This is a genomic window from Micromonospora sp. NPDC049274, assembly GCF_040678875.1.
Classification (GTDB): Bacteria; Actinomycetota; Actinomycetes; order Mycobacteriales; family Micromonosporaceae; genus Micromonospora.
The window spans coordinates 277,109-296,869 of sequence record NZ_JBFAQS010000006.1; the positions used below are offsets into that span (position 1 = coordinate 277,109).

A 19,761-nucleotide genomic window follows, 5' to 3' on the forward strand; every position below is an offset into this window, starting at 1 on the left:
TGAGAGGGGAGCGGCGGCGCTCCGGAGCCCCTGGCGGAGGCCCGGACCACCGCCGGGGCGGGTGACGTCGGGAGCGGAGCGCTCGTCAGCCGACGGCGGCCAGGTCGGTGAGCCGGGCGAGCGAGTCCTCCAGGTCGGCGCCGACCCGACGCAGGCCCAGCCGCAGCAGGGCGGCCTTGACCGGGCCGGCCGGCCAGCGGACCACGATGAGCCGCACGATCGTCCCGCCCTCCTCCTCGTCCTCGGTGAGTTGGACGTAGATCTCGGTGCGCGCCTCCGCACGGGCACCGGCACCCTTGGCCCGTTCTCGCCAGCCGATCAGTGTCGGCTCCTGATAGGCGATCACCTCGGCCTCATGCGCCGAACCGCGCCCCGCCTGGACCAGTTGCCGTCGCCCGAAGCCCTCTCCAGAGAGCACTTCGGCCGCGCGAACCCCCGCCAGCCAGGCCGGTAACTGCTCGGCCCGCTGTACGACGTCCCAGACCACTTCCACCGGCGCCACCACGTGCGCACTACGTTCCACGAGGATCATTTCCGTCTTTCCTCCAGTGAGGACATCCCACGATATCGGCACTCTATGCGCTAAATCGGACTTACACGGACGGGTTGGGAAAAAGACACGCCGATCAACCATTGCGGATTGCGCCAACCCGGCCTATGGCGCATTCATCGACAGCGCCCTAGAGTCCCGAACACGTTTCACGTTGACCGGGAGGGCGCATGCCTACCGCACCGATGCCCGAGTTCCCCGCCGGCTTCCGCTGGGGCGTCTCCACGTCCGCCCACCAGATCGAGGGCGCCGTCACGGCCGGCGGACGCGGACCGTCCATCTGGGACACCTTCGCGCGCTCCCCCGGCCGGATCAGCGACGGCAGCAGCGGCGAGGTCGCCTGCGACCACTACCACCGGCACTCCGAGGACGTGGCGCTGCTGGCCGGGCTGGGTGTCGACGCGTACCGGTTCTCCATCGCCTGGCCCCGGGTGCAGCCCAGCGGCAGCGGCCCGGCCAACGCCGCCGGCCTGGACTTCTACGACCGGCTGGTCGATGAGCTGCTGGCCGCCGGCATCGACCCGGCGGCCACCCTGTACCACTGGGACCTGCCCCAGCCCCTCGAGGACGCGGGTGGCTGGCTCAACCGCGACACCGCCGCCCGCTTCGCCGAGTACGCCGAGCTGACCGCCGCCCGCCTCGGCGACCGGGTCAAGCTCTGGATCACCCTCAACGAGCCGTTCATCCACATGAGCCTCGGCTACGGCATCGGTACGCACGCCCCCGGCCAGATGCTGCTCTTCGACGCGTTCGGAGTGGCCCACCACCAACTGCTCGGCCACGGGCTCGCCGTCGCCGCGCTGCGCAGCCGCACTAGCAGCCCCGTGGCGATCGCCAACAACTACTCGCCGGTGCGGGTGGTCGGCGACAGCGACGCCGACCGGGCCGCCGGGGCCGCGTACGAGGCGCTGCACAACCGCCTCTTCACCGACCCGCTGCTCGGCCGCGGCTACCCGGAGCTGCCCGGCCTCGACGCGAGCCTCATCCACGCCGGGGACCTGGAGACCATCGCCGCACCCATCGACGTGCTCGGGGTCAACTACTACAACCCCACCGGCGTACGGGCCGCCGAGGAGGGCTCGCCGCTGCCGTTCGACCTGGTGCCGCTGGACGGCTACCCGCGTACCGCCTTCGACTGGCCGGTCGCCCCCGACGGGCTGCGCGAACTGCTCGGCTGGCTCCGCGACACGTACGGCGACGCCCTGCCGCCCATCGAGATCACCGAGGGCGGCTGCGCGTACGACGACGTGCCGGACGCGCACGGCCAGGTGGCCGACCCGGACCGGATCGCGTACCTCGACGGGCACCTGCGGGCCCTCCGGGCCGCCATCGACGACGGGGTGGACGTGCGCGGGTACTTCGTCTGGTCGCTGCTGGACAACTGGGAGTGGGCCGAGGGGTTCACCAAACGCTTCGGTCTGGTGCACGTCGACTACCTCACCCAGCGGCGTACGCCGAAGTCGTCGTACACCTGGCTGCGGGACATGCTCGCGGCCTCGCGGGACGGGTCGGCGCGGTGACCACCCTCGACCCGACGCCGGCGTCGCTGCCGGCGGCACTCGCCGAGCCGACAGTGCCGGTGCGGCGCGGCTGGATCGGTCTGGTCTTCGCGGCCAACCTCGGCGTGTGGATGGCGTTCTTCACCCCGATCCAGGTGCTGCTGCCGCAGCAGATCGAGCGGATCGCGCCCGGCGACAAGGAGACCATGCTGGCCGTGGTCACCGGCCTGGGCGCGTTGGCCGCGGTGCTCGCCAATCCCCTGGCGGGCGCGCTGTCCGACCGGACCTGCCTGCGGATCCTCGGCCGGGAGTTCGGCCGTCGGCACGTCTGGACCGCCGGCGGTGCGGTGCTCGGCGCGGCGGCGCTGGTGCTGCTCGCCCAGCAGCGGACCATCCTCGGGGTCGCCGTCGGTTGGGTCGCCGCCCAGGTCTGCTTCAACGCGATGCTGGCCAGCCTCACCGCCGCCATCCCGGACCGGGTTCCGGTGGTGCAGCGCGGCGCGGTCTCCGGCTGGGTGGGCATCCCGCAGGCGCTCGGGCTGGTGCTCGGCGCGGTGCTGGTCACCGCCGTCGTCACCGGCAACGCCGCCGGCTACGTGGCCATGGCGGTGGTCATCCTGGCGCTGTCGCTGCCGTTCGCGCTGCTCACCCCCGACGATCGACTGCCGCGCGCGCACCGCCCGGCACTGCGGGCGCGGGCGCTGTTCGCCTCGATGTGGATCAGCCCGCGCCAACACCCGGACTTCGCTTGGGCGTGGATCACCCGGTTCCTGGTCCAGCTCGGCAACGCGCTGGGCACCCTCTACCTGCTGTACTTCCTCACCGACGGGGTGCGCCACCCCGACCCCGAGGGCGGCCTGCTGGTGCTGATCCTGCTCTACACGCTCGGCATGATGCTGACCGCAGTGGTCGCCGGCCGGCTGTCGGACCGCTCCGGGCGGCGCAAGGTGTACGTGATCGTCTCCGGCCTGATCATGGCGGTGGCGGCGCTGCTGCTCGCCGTCGCGCCGGTCTGGCCGATGGCGATCGTCGCCGCCCTGCTGCTCGGTGCCGGCTACGGCGTCTACCTCTCGGTGGACGCCGCCCTGATCACCCAGGTGCTGCCCCGGGCCACCGACCGTGCCAAGGACCTCGGCGTGATCAACATTGCCAACTCGGCGCCGCAGGTGCTCGGCCCGGCGCTCTCCGCCCCGCTCGTCGTCCACCTGGGCGGCTACCCGACGCTCTACGCGGTCACCGCCGTTGTCACCCTGGTGGGCAGCGCCCTGGTCGTCAAGATCCGCTCGGTCCCCTAGGGCGTGTGCGAATCCACTCGACGGTCACCGTAGGCTGAGGGGCGTGACAGTACGTGTGCGCTTCGCCCCGTCCCCGACCGGCATGTTCCACGTGGGCGGCGCCCGCTCGGCGCTGCAGAACTGGATCTACGCCAAGCAGCAGGGCGGGGTGTTCGTGCTGCGCATCGAGGACACCGACGCGGCGCGCAACAAGCCCGAGTGGACCGAGGGCATCCTCTCCGCGCTGGACTGGATCGGCATCTCCCGGGGCAGCTACGAGGGTCCGTACTTCCAGTCGGCGAACGCCGGTGAGCACCGGGCCGCCGCCACCAGGCTCTACGAGTCCGGCCGCGCCTACTACTGCGACTGCACCCGCGAGGACATCCAGGCCCGCACCGGCTCGCAGTACCAGGGCTACGACGGCTACCACCGCGACCTCGGCCTCGGGCCGGGGCCGGGGCACGCGCTGCGCTTCCGCACGCCCGACGAGGGCTCCACCGTGGTGGTCGACCTGATCCGCGGCGAGCCCACCTTCGAGAACAAGCTCATCGAGGACTTCGTCATCGCCCGCGGCGACGGCTCACCTGTCTTCCTGCTCGCCAATGTCGTCGACGACATGACCATGGGGATCACCCACGTGATCCGGGCCGAGGAGCACCTGCCCAACACGCCCAAGCAGCAGCTGCTCTGGGACGCCCTCGGGGTCAAGCCGCCGATCTGGGCGCACGTGCCGGTGGTGGTCAACGAGAAGCGGCAGAAGCTCTCGAAGCGCCGCGACAAGGTCGCCCTGGAGGCGTACCGCGACGAGGGCTACCTCGCCGGCGCGATGCGCAACTACCTGATGCTGCTCGGCTGGGCGCCCTCCGGTGATCGGGAGATCGTCGAGTGGTCGGTCATCGAGGACGAGTTCCGCCTGGAGGAGGTCAACCCCTCCCCCGCGTTCTTCGACGAGAAGAAGCTGCGCGCCTTCAACGGCGAGTACATTCGGGCGCTGTCGGTGTCCGAGTTCGTCGACGCCTGCCAGCCGTGGCTGACCGGCACCGGCACCATCGTGCCGCCGCCGTGGCAGCCCGAGGAGTACGACGACGACGCGTTCGCCGCCGTCGCGCCGCTGGCCCAGACCCGGCTCGCCGTGCTCAGCGAGATCGTGCCGAACGTCGACTTCCTGTTCCTGGCCTCGCCGCTGATCGACGAGGCGGCCTGGACCAAGACGATGAAGGACGGCTCGGCCGACCTGCTGGACGCCGCCATCACGGCGTTCGAGGCCCTTCAGTCCTGGGACGCCGAGTCGCTGAAGTCGACGTTGGAGGCGGTCGGCGCCGAGCGCGGCCTCAAGCTGGGCAAGACGCAGGCGCCCGTCCGGGTCGCGGTCACCGGCCGCACCGTCGGCCTTCCGCTGTTCGAGTCGCTGGAGGTGCTCGGTCGCGAGCGCACCCTGACCCGTATGCGTGCGGCCCGACTGCGCCTGGTCTGACAGTCCGACCGGCGGCGGGCCGGCGTCGTACCTGTGCGTCGCCGCCTTTGCTCTGCTTCAATCCACGCAACACCCGGTGTCCGGATATCGGACGCCGGGTGTTGCCTCCGTTGAAGCAGAGCAAAGGGGACGCGGACATCCCGCCAACGCCCGGCCCGCGCCGTGCGGGTGATCAGTGCGCCCGGCTCCTGCGGCGGACCACCAGGCCGGCTGCGAGGGCGGCGAGCAGCACCAGGCCGCCGAGCGTCCACAGCCACCAGCGGCCGCCGGAGTCGGACCGCCCCGAGGCCACTGGCACGGCGGACGCCGTCGAGCTGCCCGCCGATGCCGACGACGGCCCGACGGAGGACGGGCCGACTGCCGAAGGCTCGGCCGAAGGCGAGCCGGTCGCAGCGGCGCCGCCGGCCGAGGGCGAGCCGGTCGGAGCGACACCGCCGGCCGACGGCGAGGTGGACGGGTCGGCGGCGGTGCCGGTGGTGAGGGTGAACCGGACCTCGCCCTTGATCGGGTGGCCGTCACCCGAGGCCACCTGGTAACCGACGATGTAGAGCCCGGCCGCACCGGGCGTGAACGGCACGCGCACCCGACTGCCGTCGAAGGTCGGCCGCCCTCCGGCGACCACATTGTCCGGCCCGGTTATTGTGATCTTCGTCGTAGCGGGGGCCGGCTTGGCCAGGAACCGAAGCTCGACCCGGGCGGGCGCGGTGGCCACCCGGGCACCGTCGCGCGGATTGCTGCCGGTCAGCGAGTTGTGCGCGGCGGCCGGTGTCGCCGGGGCCAACAACGACACACCGAACGCCACACCGAGCACCGCTGGCACGACCCGCGCCAATCGTGTAACCCTGCCCCCCATGAACCCCTCCGTAAGGGTACGATCCGCCCGCTGATCAAAACAGCTCCTCATTAGTCGAGCAGAGATCGCAGATAGTTCCAAATACTGTTCCACTTGCTGCAATTCATCGACGTTCTGCGGAGTCTGTGAGAGTGGGCCCGACCGCCCGGTCGGTGTCGTCACCGGCCGACCGACCCGGACGTCACAACGAAGCCATCCATCGAACGGGGCGAGGAGGCGGGATGGTCCGACAGATGAGGCGCTGGGCCGCCGTGCTGGCGGGCACGCTGGCGGCGACAGTGCTGGCGCTCGGCGCCGCCGGCCCGGCCAGCGCGGCGCCGAAGCCGGCACCCAAGCCGGCACCCGCCGGTGTGGACATCACCGGCGAAGGGCTGACCGAGCCGCTGCGGCTCCGGTCGGACACCCAGCCCGCGCACGTGGTGGCTGTCGTCGACCAGGTCAACTTCTTCGCTCGTACCGGCATGCCGACCGGGCCGAAGGCGGCCGGCCTCGGTCCGAAGTACACGGTCGTGGTGCTCGCCGGCGAGACGCCGAAGCAGACGTACGACCTCTACCCCAAGGCTGCCGGTGGGCCGCGCGTCTACCGGCCGGCCAAGCAGCCGGACGGCCGCAAGACCAGCGCCGGCTGGTTCCTCGGCCGGCTCAGCATGTCCGAGACGCTGCGCACCGCCGGAGTGCCGCTGGAGCGGCAGTTCGACACGGTCAGCGGCGGCGTGGGCGGCGGCGAGCGGGTCCTCCCGGAGGACACGATGGACCCTGCCCGGGACATCGACGAGGCGCTCGGCGAGTTGCAGCGACTGCTGCTGCTCAACGTCGCGGTGATGCTGACCATCACTGTCGGTCTCGCCGGGATCGCCCTGCTGATCCGCCGCCGGACGCGCTGACCTCAGGCGGCCAGCCGGACCAGCCGTCGTGCGGTGAGCGTCAGCCGTGCGGTCGGCACCAGCCGTGCGATTGGCACCAGCCGGCGCGGGTCAGCACCAGCCGGCGCGGGTCAGCACCAGCGGCGCGGCGGGCGTTCCCGGCGGCTGGCCCGCTGACGCGGCCGCACCGGGCCGTGCCGATGTGCCCCGGCCCACCCGGGCAGCTCGCTGCGACAGCCGGTGACGTCGTCCGGCTCGGCGGGCGGGACCGGCTCGGTGGCCCGCTGGCGTGGCACGGCCGCGTCGTCGTCGCCCCGTTCGGAGGCACGGCCGCCTGTCGACTCCGCCGGGTGCGTCGGCGCCCCGCCGACCGGCCGGCGGGGCTTGCCAGCCGCCTGCGGGTCGTGGTGCCCCAGCCGGCAGGGCTCGCCCTGGGCGCAGCCGTGCTCGGCCTCCCCGTGCGCCATCCCCGGTCTCCTCACGCTCGCACTCACGCGCGGGGGCGCTCCCCCCGACGTGCCCTGCCACCGTACTGGCCGGGACCGACGGCCTGTGCACGGCGTACCCCCGGGTCAACGCTTCGGGCGGCGAGGAAACAGGGTCTCCCAGACCGGGAAGGCGACCAGCCAGATCACGAGGGCGACGGTGAGCTTCTGGATCCAGCCCACCAGCCCGCGCGTCCGTTCGGCGTCGTCGACCCACAGGATGGCGGCACCGAGCAGGCCGCAGGCGATGATCCAGCCGAGCAGTGCCTTGGCCCACTCACGCCACTCGTAGCGGGTGCGCGCCCAGCCGTAGCGGGGCGGCCGCAGCGGTGGCGGGCCGCCCGCGAACCGGTGGGCGAAGCGCTGGTCCGCCCAGCGCACCATCGAGTGCCCGAAGGCCACCGAGAAGCCGAGATAAGCGGCGGCGAGACCGTGACCGACGCCGGCGGTCGCGCCGCGGCGCAGGTCGATCACCGACGCGGCGAGCAGTGCCAGATCGACTAACGGCACGCAGAGCAGCAGCGCCGCGCCGAGTCGTGGCCGGCGCAGCGGATAGCGGGCCACCAGTCCGGCGCCGAGCAGCACCCAGAACGCGATCTCACAACCGATGATCACTGCGACCACCATGGCGACCTCCCCCGACGACGCCACAAGCGTCACCGATCGGCGGGGCTCGAACCTCGACGTCGGAGAGGAGATCGCGGTCATCCCTTCGACGGACCGGCCGGCCCGCCGCGCTCGACGTACCTCTTTCGGCGCATCTCGCCGCCGCAAGCCTCCTTCCCCGGTCGGAGTCGGAGGGCCGACGGTTGTGGTGGGATCGGGGCATGCGACCGCCACCGTGGCTCGGCTCCGGCACGGCCGGCCGCGACCTCACGCTTGCCGGCGCGTCGCTGATCGGCGGCCTGGTGCTGTACGGCCTGGGCATGCAGCCACAGATCATCCCGCACCCGGACGTGCCGCAGGCGCTGTTCCTGGCGCCCCTGCTGGCGGTGTGTGTGGCCGTCGGCCTGCGTCGGGTCTCGCCACGCGCCAGCCTGGCGGTGGGGACCGGGGCGCTCGTGGTGGACACGGCGCTGGGCAACTCGCTGGGCACGGTCGTGGTCTACACGCAGGTGCTCTACGACGCCTGCGTGTACGGCCCGCCCCGGCTGTGGCGGTGGCTGCTGGGGATCACCGGAACGCTGAGCGTGATCGGGACGGTGGTCGGTGTTCTCGGCTTCGGGCAGTGGCGCGGAGCGGCGGTCGGGGTGCCGGTGGTGCTCGCCGGGCTGCTGCCGGTGCTGACCGGGATCAGCGTGCGGCAGTACCGCGACCAGGCTGCCGCCGAGCGGGCACGGGCCGAGCAGACCGCCCGGCTGGTCGAGCTGGACCGCCGGCAGGCGGTCAGCGCCGAACGGGCCCGGATGGCCCGGGAACTGCACGACGTGGTCGCCAACCACCTGAGCGCCGTGGCCATCCACGCCACCGCGGTGCTCTCCGTTCCCGGGCTGGAGCGGGGCCAGGTGGAGTCGGCGCTGCGGGTCATCCGGGAGAGCAGCGTGCAGGGCCTGGCCGAGATGCGGCAGATGATCGAGCTGCTGCGCGAGCCGAACGCTGGCGACCCGAGCACGGCGGGCACCCTCGACGCGACGCCGGAGACGGTGGCGGCGCGGCTCGTCGAGGCGGACGGCCTGGTCGAGCGGATCAGGGCCGCCGGCCTCGCGGTACGGGTGCACACCGACGGCACACCGGGTCCGCTGCCGGTGTCGGTGGACCTCGCCGCGTACCGGATCGTGCAGGAGTCGCTGACCAACGCCCTCAAGCACGGCACGGGCGAGGCGGAGCTGACGATCGCGTACCGGCCGGCCGAGGTGGTGCTGACGGTGGAGAATCCGGTGCGGTCGGGCGGGTCGGGGCTGCCGGGGGCCGGGGCCGGGCTGATCGGGATGCGGGAGCGCGCGGCGCTGCTGGCCGGCCGGTTCAGCGCCGGGCCGCACGACGGCCGCTGGCAGGTCCGCGCCGCGCTGCCGACCGGGGAGGGCGGGTGAGCGGGCCGGGACTGGACCTGGGCGGCGACGCGGGCGCGGCGACGGCGGTACGGGTGGTGCTCGCGGACGACCAGCCGGCGGTACGGGCGGGGCTGGCCCTGATCCTGGGCGGCTCGCCGGGCATCGAGGTGGTCGGCGAGGCGTCCGACGGCGACGAGGCGGTCCGGCTGTGCCGGGAGGCGCGTCCCGACGTGGCGGTGCTGGACGTGCGGATGCCACGCCTCGACGGGATCGCCGCGACCAGGGCGATCGTCGCCGACCGGCTCGCCGACGTGCTGGTGCTGACGACCTTCGACCTGGACGAGTACGTCTTCGGCGCGCTGCGCGCCGGGGCGTCCGGGTTCCTGCTCAAGGACACCGACGCGGCCGGACTGGTCGCGGCGGTGCACACGGTGGCGCGCGGTGAGGGGTTCATCGCCCCCACGGTGACCCGTCGTCTGATCGCCGCCTTCGCGGCCACCGCGCCCGGCGCGTCGGCGGCCACCCGGGCCGCGCTGGCCACGCTGACCCCCCGCGAACGCGACGTGCTGGCCTGCCTCGGCCTGGGCCTGTCCAACCAGCAGATCGCCGACCGGCTGGTGCTGGCGGAGAGCACCACCAAGACACACGTGAGCCGGATTCTCGCGAAGCTGGACCTGCGCAGCCGGGTACAGGCCGCCATCCTGGCGCAGGAGCTGGGTCTGCCCGCGCCGCCGTGACCCTGCGCCGGGCCGGCCGTCCCGGGGCCCGCCGACCGGTGCCGGCGTGGATGGCCTGCTCACGACGTGTCAGGCTAGGGCGGTGAGTACGCCCGACGGTGGGGAGTTGGCGGCCACGCTGCGCCGGATCGAGCGTTCGGCGGGAGCGCTGGCCACCGCCAGCGTGGCCCGGATGGACGAGACGCTGCCCTGGTTCCGCGCCCTGCCGGCCGACCAGCGCTCCTGGGTGATGCTCGTGGCCCAGGCGGGCGCCCGGTCACTTGTGCAGTGGCTGCGCGACGGTGGCGGCACGGCGGACAGCACCCAGGAGGTCTCCGACGAGGTGTTCGACGCGGCGCCGCAGGCACTGGCCCGGTCGATCACCCTTCAGCAGACCGTGGCACTGATCAAGGTGACCATCGACGTCGTCGAGGAGCAGGTGTCGCAGCTCGCCGCCGAGGGTGAGGAGCAGTTGCTGCGCGAGGCGGTGCTGCGCTTCTCCCGGGAGATCGCGTTCGCCGCCGCCCGGGTGTACGCGCGGGCCGCCGAGTCGCGCGGCGCGTGGGACGCCCGGCTACAGGCCCTGCTTGTCGACGCGCTGCTGCGCGGCGACTCGCCGGACGTCCTGGCGAGCCGGGCCGCCGCGCTGGGCTGGGCGGACGCGCCGCCGGTCGCGGTGGCGGTCGGCCGTTCCCCCGGCGGGGAGGTCTCCGCCGTACTGCACGTGGTGTACCGGCAGGCGCGGCGGATCGGCGTCGAGGTGATCGGTGGGGTGCACGGTGACCGGTTGGTGATCGTGCTGGGCGGCGCGGCGGATCCGCTGAGCGCCACCGGCAAGCTGCTGGACGCGTTCGGTGACGGCCCGGTGGTGGTCGGTCCGGCCGTACCCAGCCTGGACGAGGCGACGGAGTCGGCGCGGGCCGCGCTGTCCGGTTTCCGGGCGGCGCCGGCGTGGCCGACCGCCCCCCGGCCGGTGCCGGCCGCGGACCTGTTGCCGGAGCGGGCTCTCGCCGGCGACGCGGAGGCGCGTCGCCGGCTGCGCCACGACGTGTACGCGACGCTTGTGCGCGCCGGTGGCGAGTTGCTGGAGACCCTGGACGCCTTCCTGGCCGCCGGTGGCACACTGGAGAGCGCGGCGCGGGCGCTGTTCGTGCACCCGAACACGGTGCGGTACCGGCTGCGCAGGATCGCCGAGGTGACAGGCTTCTCGCCGCTGTCGCCCCGGGACGCGTTCGCGCTCCAGGTGGCGTTGACGGTCGGTCGGCTGGATCCGGTGGTCCCGGTGGTCACGGCGGTCCCGACCCAGACATTGACCCCGGCCGCCCGGAAATCCCCCCAAAGCAGCGATGATCCCCGCCGATCTTTGTGAGAAACCTCCAAAGGTTCTAGTGCGGTTTGGTCGGCCTCGGCACAGCGCTACCCACTCGTATCCGGGAGAGTCATAGGCGTGCTCGCCGTACTTAGTCCCGGCCAGGGTTCCCAGAAACCCGGCTTCCTGACCCCCTGGCTCGACCTGACCGGCACCGAGGCGCGACTGCGCGACTGGTCGGCGTTGGCCGGGGTCGACCTGCTGCACCTGGGCACCACCGCCGACGCCGACGAGATCAAGGACACCGCCCGGACCCAGCCTCTGCTTGTCGCCGCGGCGTTGCTCGCGGCCGAGCACCTGCCGCTCGACGGCGTCGCGCTCACCGCCGGCCACAGCGTCGGCGAGTTGGGTGCCGCCGCCCTGGCCGGTGTGCTGTCCGCCGACGCGGCGATCACCCTGGCCGGCGTACGCGGCCGGGAGATGGCCGCCGCGTGCGCGCTGGAGTCGACCGGAATGGCCGCGGTGCTCGGCGGTGACCCCGACGAGGTGATCGCCGCAATCGAGGCGAACGGGCTGTACCCGGCCAACCGCAACGGCGCCGGGCAGATCGTCGCCGCGGGCGCCCTGGACGGGCTCGACAAACTCGCCGCCGAGCCGCCCGCCCGGACCCGGATCATCCGACTCCAGGTGGCCGGCGCGTTCCACACCCCGTACATGGCTCCGGCCGAGACCGCGCTCGCCGCGGAGGCTGCCGGAATCACCCCCGCCGACCCGGCTCGAACCCTGCTGTCGAACCTAGACGGCACCGCTGTCGACAGCGGCTCGGAGATGGTCCGGCGGCTCGTCCGTCAGGTCACCTCGCCGGTGCGCTGGGACCTGTGCATGCGCACGCTGGCCGACCTCGGTGTCACCGGCGTGATCGAGCTGCCCCCGGCCGGCACCCTCGCCGGCCTGGTCAAGCGGGAACTCAAGGGCGACGGCGCCCCGGAGATCGTCACCCTCAACACCCCGGACGACCTACCGGCCGCACGGGACCTGATCGCCCGTATCGGAGGTCGTTCATGACTGGCAGTCGCATCGTCTCGATGGGGCACTACCAGCCCTCCCGGGTGGTGACCAACGACGACATCGCCCAGCTCGTGGACACCAACGACGAGTGGATCCGAGACCGGGTGGGCATCGTCAGCCGGCGGATCGCCGACGGCGAGACGGTTGCCGACATGGCCGCCGCGGCCGCCGGCAAGGCGCTGGCCAACTCGGGGCTCAGCGCCTCCGACATCGACCTGGTCGTGGTCGCCACCTGCTCCTCGATCGACCGCAGCCCCAACGTGGCCTGCCGGGTCGCCGCCAAGCTGGGCATCGCCTCGCCGGGCGCGTTCGACGTCAACACCGCCTGCTCGGGCTTCGCGTACGCCCTGGGGACCGTGGACCACGCCGTGCGGGCCGGTGCGTCGCGCAACGCGCTCGTCATCGGCGCCGAGAAGCTGTCCGACTTCACCGACTGGACCGACCGCTCCACCTGCATCATCTTCGGTGACGGCGCGGGCGCCGCGGTGGTCACCGCCACCGCCGACGACGAGCCGGCCGGCATCGGCCCGGTCGTCTGGGGCTCCGTGCCGGAGAAGAGCGACGCGGTCCGCATCGAGGGCTGGCGCCCGTACATCCAGCAGGAGGGGCAGGCGGTGTTCCGCTGGGCCACCACCGCGATCGCGCCGCTGGCCCTGCAGGCGTGCGAGCGGGCCGGGGTCGACCCGTCGGAGCTGGCCGCGTTCGTGCCGCACCAGGCCAACGCCCGGATCATCGACGGAATCGCCAAGCGGCTCAACATCCCCGACGCGATCATCGCGAAGGACATCGTCGAGTCCGGCAACACGTCGGCGGCGAGCGTGCCCCTGGCCCTGTCGAAGCTGGTCGAGCGTCGGGAGGTGCCCTCGGGCGCCCCGGTGCTGCTGTTCGGCTTCGGCGGTGGCCTGACCTACGCCGGTCAGGTCGTGCGCTGCCCCTGAACCCCCTCGGACGCGTACGCGTCGAGGAGCGGCGGTCGGCGACGCCGGCTGCCGGAGAACCCCCTATGAGAGGAACCAACCGTAATGACCCGTGACGAGATCACCACCGGCCTCGCCGAGATCCTCGAAGAGGTTGCCGGGGTGAACCCGGACGACGTGGCCGAGGGGAAGTCCTTCACCGACGACCTCGATGTCGACTCGCTCTCCATGGTGGAGGTCGTGGTGGCCGCCGAGGAGAAGTTCGGCGTCAAGATCCCGGACAACGAGGTGCAGAACCTCAAGACCGTCGGGGACGCCGTCAGCTTCATCGAGGCGCAGTCCTGATCATGAGTCGTCCTGACGTCGTCGTCACCGGGCTCGGCGCGACGACCCCGCTTGGCGGGGACGTCGCGTCGACCTGGGACGCCATGCTCGCCGGCCGCTCCGGGGTGAGTGCCCTCACCCAGGAGTGGGCCGCGCAACTGCCGGTCCGGATCGCCGCCCAGTTGGCCGTGGAGCCGTCCGAGGTGCTGGACCGGGTCCGGCTGCGCCGGCTCGACCGCTCCGAGGCGATCGCGATCATCGCGGCGCAGCAGGCCTGGGCGGACGCCGGCCTCGCCGGTTCCGACCTCGACGGGGAGCGGTTGGCCGTCAGCGTCGGCTCCGGCATCGGCGGCGCCACCACCCTGCTCGCCCAGGACGACATCCTGGAGGCCTCCGGGCCACGGCGGGTCTCCCCGCACACGATCCCGATGCTGATGCCGAACGGTCCGGCCGCCTGGGTGGGGCTGGAGCTGGGTGCCAAGGCCGGGGTGCACTCGATGGCCAGCGCCTGCGCCACCGGCGCCGAGGCCATCGCTCTCGGCCTGGACATCATCCGCTCCGGCCGGGCCGACGTGGTGGTGGCCGGCGGCACCGAGGCGGTCATCCACCCGCTGCCGATCGCCGGCTTCAGCTCGATGCGGGCCATGTCGACCCGCAACGACGAGCCGGAGCGCGCCTCCCGCCCGTGGGACCGGGGCCGCGACGGCTTCGTCCTCGGTGAGGGTGCCGGGATCCTGGTGCTGGAGCGTGCCGAGCACGCCGCGGCCCGGGGTGCCCGGGTGTACGCGCGCCTCGCCGGCGCCGGTATCACGTCCGACGCGTACGACATCGTGCAGCCGCACGCCGAGGGTGAGGGCGCCATCCGGGCCATCGCCAAGGCGATCGCGGACGCGGACGTGGCCAAGCAGGACATCGTGCACGTCAACGCGCACGCCACGTCGACGCCTGTCGGTGACATGCTGGAGATCGGCGGGCTGCACAAGGCGCTCGGCGACCACCCGGTGCTGTCCGCGACGAAGTCGATGACCGGTCACCTGCTCGGTGCGGCCGGCGCGCTGGAGTCGATCGCCACCATCCTGGCGATCCGCGACAGCGTCGTCCCTCCGACGATCAACCTGGACGACCCGGAGCCCGGTCTCACCCTGGACGTCGCCGCGCACAAGGCACGCCACATGGAGATCCCCGCCGCGCTGAACAACGCGTTCGGCTTCGGCGGCCACAACGTGGCGCTCGTCTTCGCACGGCCCTGACCCGGCGGTACGAGACGGCAGCGTCCGGAAACGGCAGCTCTGCGGGCATTACCGAAGGGCCCCCTCTGGTGAGGGGGCCCTTCGGCACGTTCAGCCCCGGTTGCGGGGGTGCTGCTTGGCGGTGCGTTCGTTGCCGTGGCGGTAGTTGCCGGTCCAGCGCGCCATCACCAGTTGCGGGTCGTCGTCGACCTCGGCGAGGAACTCCGCCGCCCGGGCGCCGCGCAGCGTGCCCGCCAACCGGCCGTGATGCGTGATCACCACCGTCCCGTCGGCACGCTTGTCGTACCGGAAGCCCTGTGCGGTTGTCATGCGACGAGGCTGCCAGGCCGGTGCCGCCCGGGGCGAGGCGTTTTCCGGCGGCGGGAGAACAGACGGCCGGGCGCGGGCAGGCCTGCCGGACTGCTCAGGCGCCGCAGGTCGTGGCGGGCAGGCCGGACACGGCCACCGGCGACCGGCCAGCCGGGCGGGCCTTGCCGGCCAGCACGGCGGCCAGCGCGGTCATCGACGCCCGACTGGAGGAGTACGTCGCCAGCAGCGTCGGTGACGTGGCCTTGGCCAGCACGTACGGGGTGTCCATGGCGACGGTGACCGCCGCGTCGGCGCGCAGGTCGCTGTCACCGTCGCCGTAGCCGACCAGGTGCACCACTGTCCCGCCGCTCGGCTTCACTTTCACGCCGGCCTTGGTCAGCGCGGCGGTGAGCGCCGCCCGGGTGGCGTCGCGGCCACCGGAGGAGGTGACGGTGACGGGTCCGCGTACCGCGCCGCCGCAGGCGCCCCGCAGCACGGTGACCGCGCCGGCGGCCAACGCGTCCGCCGCCGCCCGGTGCGCCGGGGTGTTGAGCGTGGACATCGGCTCGGTGGGGGCCGCCGCCAGCCGGAACTTCATGGTGAGCACCCGGGTGACCGCCTCGACCAGCCGGGCCCGGGGCAGCGACCCGCCGCGCAGGGCGGCGAGCAGCCCGTCGTACGCCTGGCCCACGTTCGGGGTCATGAGGATCAGGTCGTTGCCGGCGTTCAACGCCCGGACGGCTGCCTCGCCGGGTGCCCAGCGCTTCGCCGGCGGCATGTTCATCCCGTCGGTGATCACCACGCCCTTGAAGCCGAGCTGGCCGCGCAGCACGTCGGTGAGCAGCTTGTGGGAGAAGGTCGCCGGGGTGCCCGGGTCGATGGCCCGCGCGTCCAGGTGGCCGGACATCACGGCCATCGCGCCCGCCTCGAAACCGGCGGTGAACGGCGGCCACGCGCCGCTCTGCAGCTCTGCCGCGGACTGGGTGAGCACCGGCAGGTCCTTGTGCGAGTCGTCGGCGCTGTGACCGTGCCCCGGGAAGTGCTTGAGGGTGGCCGCCACGCCGCTGGCCTGCAGGCCCCGGACCGCGCCGCCGACCTGGGCGGCGGCCTGCTTCGGGTCGGCACCGAACGACCGGGAGCCGATCACCGTGCTGCGGGTGGCCAGCACGTCGGCCAGCGGGGCGAAGTCGACGTTGATGCCCATGGCGGCGAGTTCGGCGCCGGCGGCCCGCCAGGCGGCCTCGGTCAGCTTCGGGTCGCCGGCCGCGCCGGCGGCGAGCGCGCTGGGCAGGATGGTGACTCCGTCGGTGACCCGGGTGACCACGCCGTACTCCTGGTCGGTACCGATCAGGAAGGGCGCCGGGCCGGCGGCCAACCGCCCGGCGGCGCCCCGCAGCCCGGTGGTCAGCTCGTGGACCTGCTTCGGGTTGTCGACATTTGTGGTCTCCTGGTTGCCCTTGGTCGGGTCGTCGGCGCTGAAGCCGACCAGGATCAGCCCGCCGAGCCGATACTTGGCGATCATCTCGGCGGGGGTGTCGACGCCGGCGAGGGCCTGGTTGCCGGCCGCGGAGCCGGCCGAGACCTTCGTGGCCGAGTCGCCGTAGGCGTACGGCATCAGCACCTGCCCGACCAGGTCCTCGTCGGAGAGCGTGGCGACCAGGGCGGCGGCCCGCGCGGCCGGATCGTCGGCCGGGGTCGCGGCGGGAGCGCTCGGGGCCGCCGAGGTGCCTGTCGGACCGGGCGTCGGGTCGGGCCGGTCCGGGGTGCCGGAGCAGCCGGAGACGAGCAGGGCGGTCAGGGCGGCGACGGCGACACCGGCGTGTCGCGGGCGAATCGGCACGTCGCCCATCCCACCAGCTTCCCCCTTATCGGGGCAACTTGACCTTACCGGTCGCAGCGCCTATGAGCCCCTGGCCAGCGGGGCGGTAGCCGAGGTCAGCCGACGCGGGTGAGCAACGTCACCGGCGCCCCGTCCCCGGCGTACCGGTAGGGCTCCAGATCAGCATCCCATGCGGTGCCGAGCGCCTTGTCCAGGGCGTGTGACAGCGCCTCCGGGGCCCGGGCGGAGGCCATCAGGGCCCGCAGCCGGTCCTCGCCGAGCTGGATGTCACCTGCCGCGCCGACGGTGGCCCGGAACAGGCCACGGGCGGGCACGTACATGAAGCGCTCACCATCGGTGCCGGGACTCGGCTCCTCGGTGACCTCGAAACGGATCATGGGCCACTGCCGGAGGGCAGCAGCCAGCTCAGCGCCCGTCCCCGGACGGCCGGTCCACCCGCACTCGGCCCGGCGGGCGCCGGGATCGACGGGCTGAGCCGTCCACTGCAGGTTGACCGGCGCGGCTAGGACGCGCGCGATCGCCCACTCGACGTGCGAGCACACGGCGAGCGGGGTCGAGTGGACGTATACGACGCCACGCGTTGGCACGGTGACCTCCCGGAGAGCGAGGTGCGTCTTCCCCTACGACCTCGTTCACCCGAGTGGTTGCTGCAACACATGATGACTTGTGTGACGGATGGTGCGCCAGGGAATCGGAAAAAACGCCTCCCGGAATAGCCGGACGGGTGGTCTCCGTTGCCTCTCAGGACACCGCGACGACCAGCCTGATGTCGTGGTCCTGTACAGTTCCATCGGCGGCTTCTGCCGCGTTACACCTTCGCGGGCCGACTCCGTGTCACCCGCACACAGCCCCCGGACGTCCAGTCCTCCCGTACGTCTTGCAAGGAGTACCTCCGTGGCGAGCAACACCTCTAAGACCGCGCGCGCGTCCGTCCGGGCCGGCCAGGCTGGCCAGGGTGGCGCCCTCAGCGTGCTGGGCGAGTTCAAGTACCTCATCCCGCTCAACGGCGGCAAGCACGCCTACGTGCGCAACCTGACCAACGGCAAGACCGCGCACCTGCGCACCGACTCCGACGCCTTCGTCGAGGAGATCCGGGTGCTGGCCGCCGCCGGCCACGCCGCCAAGATCCGGGCGGAGATCAACAACCTGGCTGCCGTTCACCCGAACGACGGCTGGGAGGCCACCGAGAAGCGCCTGGTCGCGGCCGGCGTCTTCGAGGGCTGATCCCCTCCCCCCACCACAGCACCACCGAACCGCCCGCCGGGAGTTCCCGGCGGGCGGTTTCGCGTCCGGGTTCAGGCCGGTTCGAGCAGTTCGACCTCGCCGGTGGCCAGGTCGTAGAGGCCGCCCACCACTGCCACCCGGCCAGCCGCGACCGGCCCGGCCAGCAGGTCGTCCTCGCGCAGCACGTCTACCGTGCGTCGAACGTGTCGGCGGATCGCCAGCGGGAGCACCGCCGGATCGTCGAGCCCGGCCTCGATGACCGCCGGGGCGATCTCGTCGACCAGGTGGGCCAGCGAACCGCCGGGCCGCTCCCCCGTGCGCAGCGCGTCCACCGTGGCACCCACCGCGCCGCACCGCTCGTGTCCGAGGACCAGCACCAGCGGTACGCCGAGCTGACCGACCACGTACTCGATGGAGCCGCACACCGCGCGGTCGAGCACGTGCCCACCGGTACGGATCACGCAGATCGCGCCGAAGGTCTGGTCGAAGATCGCCTCCAGCGGCACGCGCGAGTCGATGCAGCCGAGCACCACCGCGTACGGCTGCTGGTCGCCGGACGCGGCCGCCGCCGCGGCGGTGACGTCGTGGCCGTGGACGGGTTGGCCGCTGACGAAGCGCCTGTTGCCGGCGAGCAGCTCGGCGAGCGCGGCGCGGGGCGTACCGCCGGCCTGCCGCCCCTGCCCCACCGCCTCCATGCCGTTCAGCTTGGCTCGCCGCCGACGAACACGGGCGGGGTCCGGAATGTTCGCCCCGGCGCGATTGGCGGGGTCTCCTGGCGGGTAGCCGGTGTGTTACCGCCGGGTATCACGGTGCCGGTGGTGCCGGAACGGCTCGGGGAGGTGACGATGCCGGAGCGGTTCGAGGTCGGTATGCCCGACGGCGTACGGCTGCACGTGGAGACCACGGGACCGGCGGACGCCCCGGTCACGGCCGTCCTGCTGCACGGCTGGACGCTGGACGGGCGCAGCTGGCACCGGCAGCTCGACGCGCTCACCGACTCGTTCGGCGACGCGGTGCGGGTGGTCACCTACGATGCGCGCGGCCACGGCCGATCGAGTTGCATGACGTTGCCCACGGCCACCCTGGCCCAGCTCGGCGACGATCTGGCCGCCGTCCTCGACGCGGTCGCGCCGACCGGCCGGGTGGTCCTGGTCGGGCACTCGATGGGCGGAATGACGATCATGGAGTACGCCCACCGCCACCGGGCGCACTTCACCGCCCGTACGGCCGGCCTGGTCTTCGTCTCGACCACGGCCGAGGGGCACACGCACACCGTCTACGGGCTCTCGCCGCGCATCGCCCGGCTGATCCGGCTCGCCGAGACGACGGGCGCCGGCGTCCTGGCCCGGTGCGGCTCGTGGCGCGCACCCCGGGCGCTGTTGAACGCGTTGCAGCCGAGCATCCGGTGGATGCTCTTCGGCGACCGCTGCGATCCCTCAGACATCCGCCTGGTGACGTCGGCGGTGGCCCGCGCCTCGCTGCGCTCGATCGGTGGCTTCCGCGCCTCGATCGGCGCCCAGCACCGGCTGGACACCCTCACCGCGCTGGCCCACCTGCCGGCGGCCGCCCTGGTCGGTGACCGGGATCGGCTGACGCCGCCGCCGTGCGCCGAGTCGATCGCCGCCGCCCTGCCGGCCACCGAGCTGACCGTCTGCCCGGGCGCCGGCCACATGCTGATGATGGAGCGCCCGGACGAGGTGAACGCCGCGGTGACCGGCGTACTGGGTCGAGTGCTCGCCGCGTCGACCCCGGACGGACGCGACGCGCGCGCCGCCGGGACCTGTCGCTGAGCGCGTTCCCGCACCTCGGGCGCGGAGGGTCGGGCCGGGGGCCGTA

20 protein-coding genes and 1 pseudogene are annotated in these 19,761 nt (G+C 73.0%); 13 read left to right on the plus strand and 8 right to left on the minus strand.

Features of this window, described 5'->3' with window-relative positions:
• Positions 1 to 85 precede the first annotated feature (85 nt).
• Positions 86 to 532, minus strand: coding sequence for an SRPBCC family protein (locus AB0K10_RS14355; RefSeq protein WP_363683366.1), 447 nt, complete (start codon positions 530 to 532; stop codon positions 86 to 88).
• A gap of 188 nt (positions 533 to 720) precedes the next feature.
• Between AB0K10_RS14355 and AB0K10_RS14360 the strand changes: the two genes are divergently transcribed.
• The 3 genes from AB0K10_RS14360 to gltX are packed head-to-tail and all read left to right on the plus strand — an operon-like array spanning position 721 to position 4,797.
• Positions 721 to 2,070 (plus strand): GH1 family beta-glucosidase, encoded by a 1,350-nt coding sequence (locus AB0K10_RS14360; RefSeq protein WP_363683368.1) that lies wholly within the window; start codon positions 721 to 723, stop codon positions 2,068 to 2,070.
• Entirely contained in the window at positions 2,067 to 3,344 is a 1,278-nt protein-coding gene (locus tag AB0K10_RS14365; RefSeq protein ID WP_363683370.1) for an MFS transporter, read from the plus strand. Before AB0K10_RS14360 ends, AB0K10_RS14365 begins: the two co-directional genes overlap by 4 nt.
• A gap of 43 nt (positions 3,345 to 3,387) precedes the next feature.
• Entirely contained in the window at positions 3,388 to 4,797 is a 1,410-nt protein-coding gene (gene gltX, locus AB0K10_RS14370; RefSeq protein ID WP_363683372.1) for a glutamate--tRNA ligase, read from the plus strand.
• A gap of 172 nt (positions 4,798 to 4,969) precedes the next feature.
• Here the strand turns inward: gltX and AB0K10_RS14375 are convergent, their stop codons facing one another.
• A complete protein-coding gene (locus AB0K10_RS14375; RefSeq protein WP_363683374.1) occupies positions 4,970 to 5,650 on the minus strand; it encodes a copper resistance CopC family protein in 681 nt (226 codons plus the stop codon).
• Between the two features lie 221 nt (positions 5,651 to 5,871).
• Here AB0K10_RS14375 and AB0K10_RS14380 point away from each other — a divergent pair, with 221 nt between their 5' ends.
• Positions 5,872 to 6,534: a hypothetical protein gene (locus AB0K10_RS14380; protein ID WP_363683376.1), complete on the plus strand. Its 663-nt coding sequence runs from the start codon at positions 5,872 to 5,874 to the stop codon at positions 6,532 to 6,534.
• Between the two features lie 110 nt (positions 6,535 to 6,644).
• On the opposite strand, the gene AB0K10_RS14385 is transcribed toward AB0K10_RS14380, so the two are convergent.
• Both AB0K10_RS14385 and AB0K10_RS14390 read right to left on the minus strand, forming a co-directional pair.
• Positions 6,645 to 6,980 (minus strand): hypothetical protein, encoded by a 336-nt coding sequence (locus AB0K10_RS14385; RefSeq protein WP_363683378.1) that lies wholly within the window; start codon positions 6,978 to 6,980, stop codon positions 6,645 to 6,647.
• Between the two features lie 105 nt (positions 6,981 to 7,085).
• Positions 7,086 to 7,625: a hypothetical protein gene (locus AB0K10_RS14390; protein WP_363683380.1), complete on the minus strand. Its 540-nt coding sequence runs from the start codon at positions 7,623 to 7,625 to the stop codon at positions 7,086 to 7,088.
• A 200-nt stretch (positions 7,626 to 7,825) separates the two neighbouring features.
• Here AB0K10_RS14390 and AB0K10_RS14395 point away from each other — a divergent pair, with 200 nt between their 5' ends.
• The 7 genes and pseudogenes from AB0K10_RS14395 to fabF all read left to right on the plus strand — a co-directional run bounded on the left by AB0K10_RS14395 (position 7,826) and on the right by fabF (position 14,573).
• Positions 7,826 to 9,028 (plus strand): histidine kinase, encoded by a 1,203-nt coding sequence (locus tag AB0K10_RS14395; RefSeq protein ID WP_363683382.1) that lies wholly within the window; start codon positions 7,826 to 7,828, stop codon positions 9,026 to 9,028.
• A complete protein-coding gene (locus AB0K10_RS14400) occupies positions 9,025 to 9,726 on the plus strand; it encodes a response regulator transcription factor (protein ID WP_363683384.1) in 702 nt (233 codons plus the stop codon). The genes AB0K10_RS14395 and AB0K10_RS14400 overlap by 4 nt, the downstream gene beginning before the upstream one ends.
• Before the next feature lie 46 nt (positions 9,727 to 9,772).
• Positions 9,773 to 11,074: a helix-turn-helix domain-containing protein gene (locus AB0K10_RS14405; RefSeq protein WP_363683386.1), complete on the plus strand. Its 1,302-nt coding sequence runs from the start codon at positions 9,773 to 9,775 to the stop codon at positions 11,072 to 11,074.
• 78 nt (positions 11,075 to 11,152) lie between these two features.
• Positions 11,153 to 12,061 (plus strand): annotated as a pseudogene (locus tag AB0K10_RS14410) (ACP S-malonyltransferase); the annotation flags it as partial.
• Positions 12,062 to 12,075: 14 nt separating this feature from the next.
• Positions 12,076 to 13,020 carry a beta-ketoacyl-ACP synthase III gene (locus AB0K10_RS14415; RefSeq protein WP_363683388.1) on the plus strand — a complete coding sequence of 315 codons (945 nt, stop codon included), beginning with the start codon at positions 12,076 to 12,078 and terminating at the stop codon, positions 13,018 to 13,020.
• A gap of 84 nt (positions 13,021 to 13,104) precedes the next feature.
• Complete coding sequence (locus AB0K10_RS14420; RefSeq protein WP_007463517.1) at positions 13,105 to 13,344, plus strand: acyl carrier protein; 240 nt, start codon at positions 13,105 to 13,107, stop codon at positions 13,342 to 13,344.
• A 2-nt stretch (positions 13,345 to 13,346) separates the two neighbouring features.
• Positions 13,347 to 14,573, plus strand: coding sequence for a beta-ketoacyl-ACP synthase II (gene fabF / locus AB0K10_RS14425; protein ID WP_363683390.1), 1,227 nt, complete (start codon positions 13,347 to 13,349; stop codon positions 14,571 to 14,573).
• Positions 14,574 to 14,663: 90 nt separating this feature from the next.
• Here the strand turns inward: fabF and AB0K10_RS14430 are convergent, their stop codons facing one another.
• The 3 genes from AB0K10_RS14430 to AB0K10_RS14440 all read right to left on the minus strand — a co-directional run bounded on the left by AB0K10_RS14430 (position 14,664) and on the right by AB0K10_RS14440 (position 17,288).
• A complete protein-coding gene (locus AB0K10_RS14430; RefSeq protein WP_363683392.1) occupies positions 14,664 to 14,882 on the minus strand; it encodes a hypothetical protein in 219 nt (72 codons plus the stop codon).
• 94 nt (positions 14,883 to 14,976) lie between these two features.
• Complete coding sequence (locus AB0K10_RS14435; protein WP_363683394.1) at positions 14,977 to 16,710, minus strand: glycoside hydrolase family 3 N-terminal domain-containing protein; 1,734 nt, start codon at positions 16,708 to 16,710, stop codon at positions 14,977 to 14,979.
• An 86-nt stretch (positions 16,711 to 16,796) separates the two neighbouring features.
• A complete protein-coding gene (locus tag AB0K10_RS14440; RefSeq protein ID WP_363683396.1) occupies positions 16,797 to 17,288 on the minus strand; it encodes a DUF3145 domain-containing protein in 492 nt (163 codons plus the stop codon).
• A 307-nt stretch (positions 17,289 to 17,595) separates the two neighbouring features.
• On the opposite strand from AB0K10_RS14440, the gene AB0K10_RS14445 reads away from it, so the two are divergent.
• Positions 17,596 to 17,925 carry a hypothetical protein gene (locus AB0K10_RS14445; protein WP_007463527.1) on the plus strand — a complete coding sequence of 110 codons (330 nt, stop codon included), beginning with the start codon at positions 17,596 to 17,598 and terminating at the stop codon, positions 17,923 to 17,925.
• Between the two features lie 71 nt (positions 17,926 to 17,996).
• On the opposite strand, the gene AB0K10_RS14450 is transcribed toward AB0K10_RS14445, so the two are convergent.
• Positions 17,997 to 18,620 (minus strand): carbonic anhydrase, encoded by a 624-nt coding sequence (locus AB0K10_RS14450; RefSeq protein WP_363683398.1) that lies wholly within the window; start codon positions 18,618 to 18,620, stop codon positions 17,997 to 17,999.
• Positions 18,621 to 18,770: 150 nt separating this feature from the next.
• Between AB0K10_RS14450 and AB0K10_RS14455 the strand changes: the two genes are divergently transcribed.
• Complete coding sequence (locus tag AB0K10_RS14455) at positions 18,771 to 19,715, plus strand: alpha/beta hydrolase (RefSeq protein ID WP_363683400.1); 945 nt, start codon at positions 18,771 to 18,773, stop codon at positions 19,713 to 19,715.
• Positions 19,716 to 19,761 lie beyond the last annotated feature (46 nt).

Excerpts from the sequence above, each read along its gene's own strand:
- AB0K10_RS14355 (WP_363683366.1), bottom strand. The coding sequence starts at position 532 with ATGATCCTCGTGGAACGTAGTGCGCACGTGGTGGCGCCGGTGGAAGTG.
- AB0K10_RS14360 (WP_363683368.1), top strand. The coding sequence starts at position 721 with ATGCCTACCGCACCGATGCCCGAGTTCCCCGCCGGCTTCCGCTGGGGC.
- AB0K10_RS14375 (WP_363683374.1), bottom strand. The coding sequence starts at position 5,650 with ATGGGGGGCAGGGTTACACGATTGGCGCGGGTCGTGCCAGCGGTGCTC.
- AB0K10_RS14380 (WP_363683376.1), top strand. The coding sequence starts at position 5,872 with ATGGTCCGACAGATGAGGCGCTGGGCCGCCGTGCTGGCGGGCACGCTG.
- AB0K10_RS14385 (WP_363683378.1), bottom strand. The coding sequence starts at position 6,980 with ATGGCGCACGGGGAGGCCGAGCACGGCTGCGCCCAGGGCGAGCCCTGC.
- AB0K10_RS14390 (WP_363683380.1), bottom strand. The coding sequence starts at position 7,625 with ATGGTGGTCGCAGTGATCATCGGTTGTGAGATCGCGTTCTGGGTGCTG.
- AB0K10_RS14395 (WP_363683382.1), top strand. The coding sequence starts at position 7,826 with ATGCGACCGCCACCGTGGCTCGGCTCCGGCACGGCCGGCCGCGACCTC.
- AB0K10_RS14415 (WP_363683388.1), top strand. The coding sequence starts at position 12,076 with ATGACTGGCAGTCGCATCGTCTCGATGGGGCACTACCAGCCCTCCCGG.
- AB0K10_RS14420 (WP_007463517.1), top strand. The coding sequence starts at position 13,105 with ATGACCCGTGACGAGATCACCACCGGCCTCGCCGAGATCCTCGAAGAG.
- fabF (WP_363683390.1), top strand. The coding sequence starts at position 13,347 with ATGAGTCGTCCTGACGTCGTCGTCACCGGGCTCGGCGCGACGACCCCG.
- AB0K10_RS14430 (WP_363683392.1), bottom strand. The coding sequence starts at position 14,882 with ATGACAACCGCACAGGGCTTCCGGTACGACAAGCGTGCCGACGGGACG.
- AB0K10_RS14435 (WP_363683394.1), bottom strand. The coding sequence starts at position 16,710 with ATGGGCGACGTGCCGATTCGCCCGCGACACGCCGGTGTCGCCGTCGCC.
- AB0K10_RS14450 (WP_363683398.1), bottom strand. The coding sequence starts at position 18,620 with ATGGAGGCGGTGGGGCAGGGGCGGCAGGCCGGCGGTACGCCCCGCGCC.
- AB0K10_RS14455 (WP_363683400.1), top strand. The coding sequence starts at position 18,771 with ATGCCGGAGCGGTTCGAGGTCGGTATGCCCGACGGCGTACGGCTGCAC.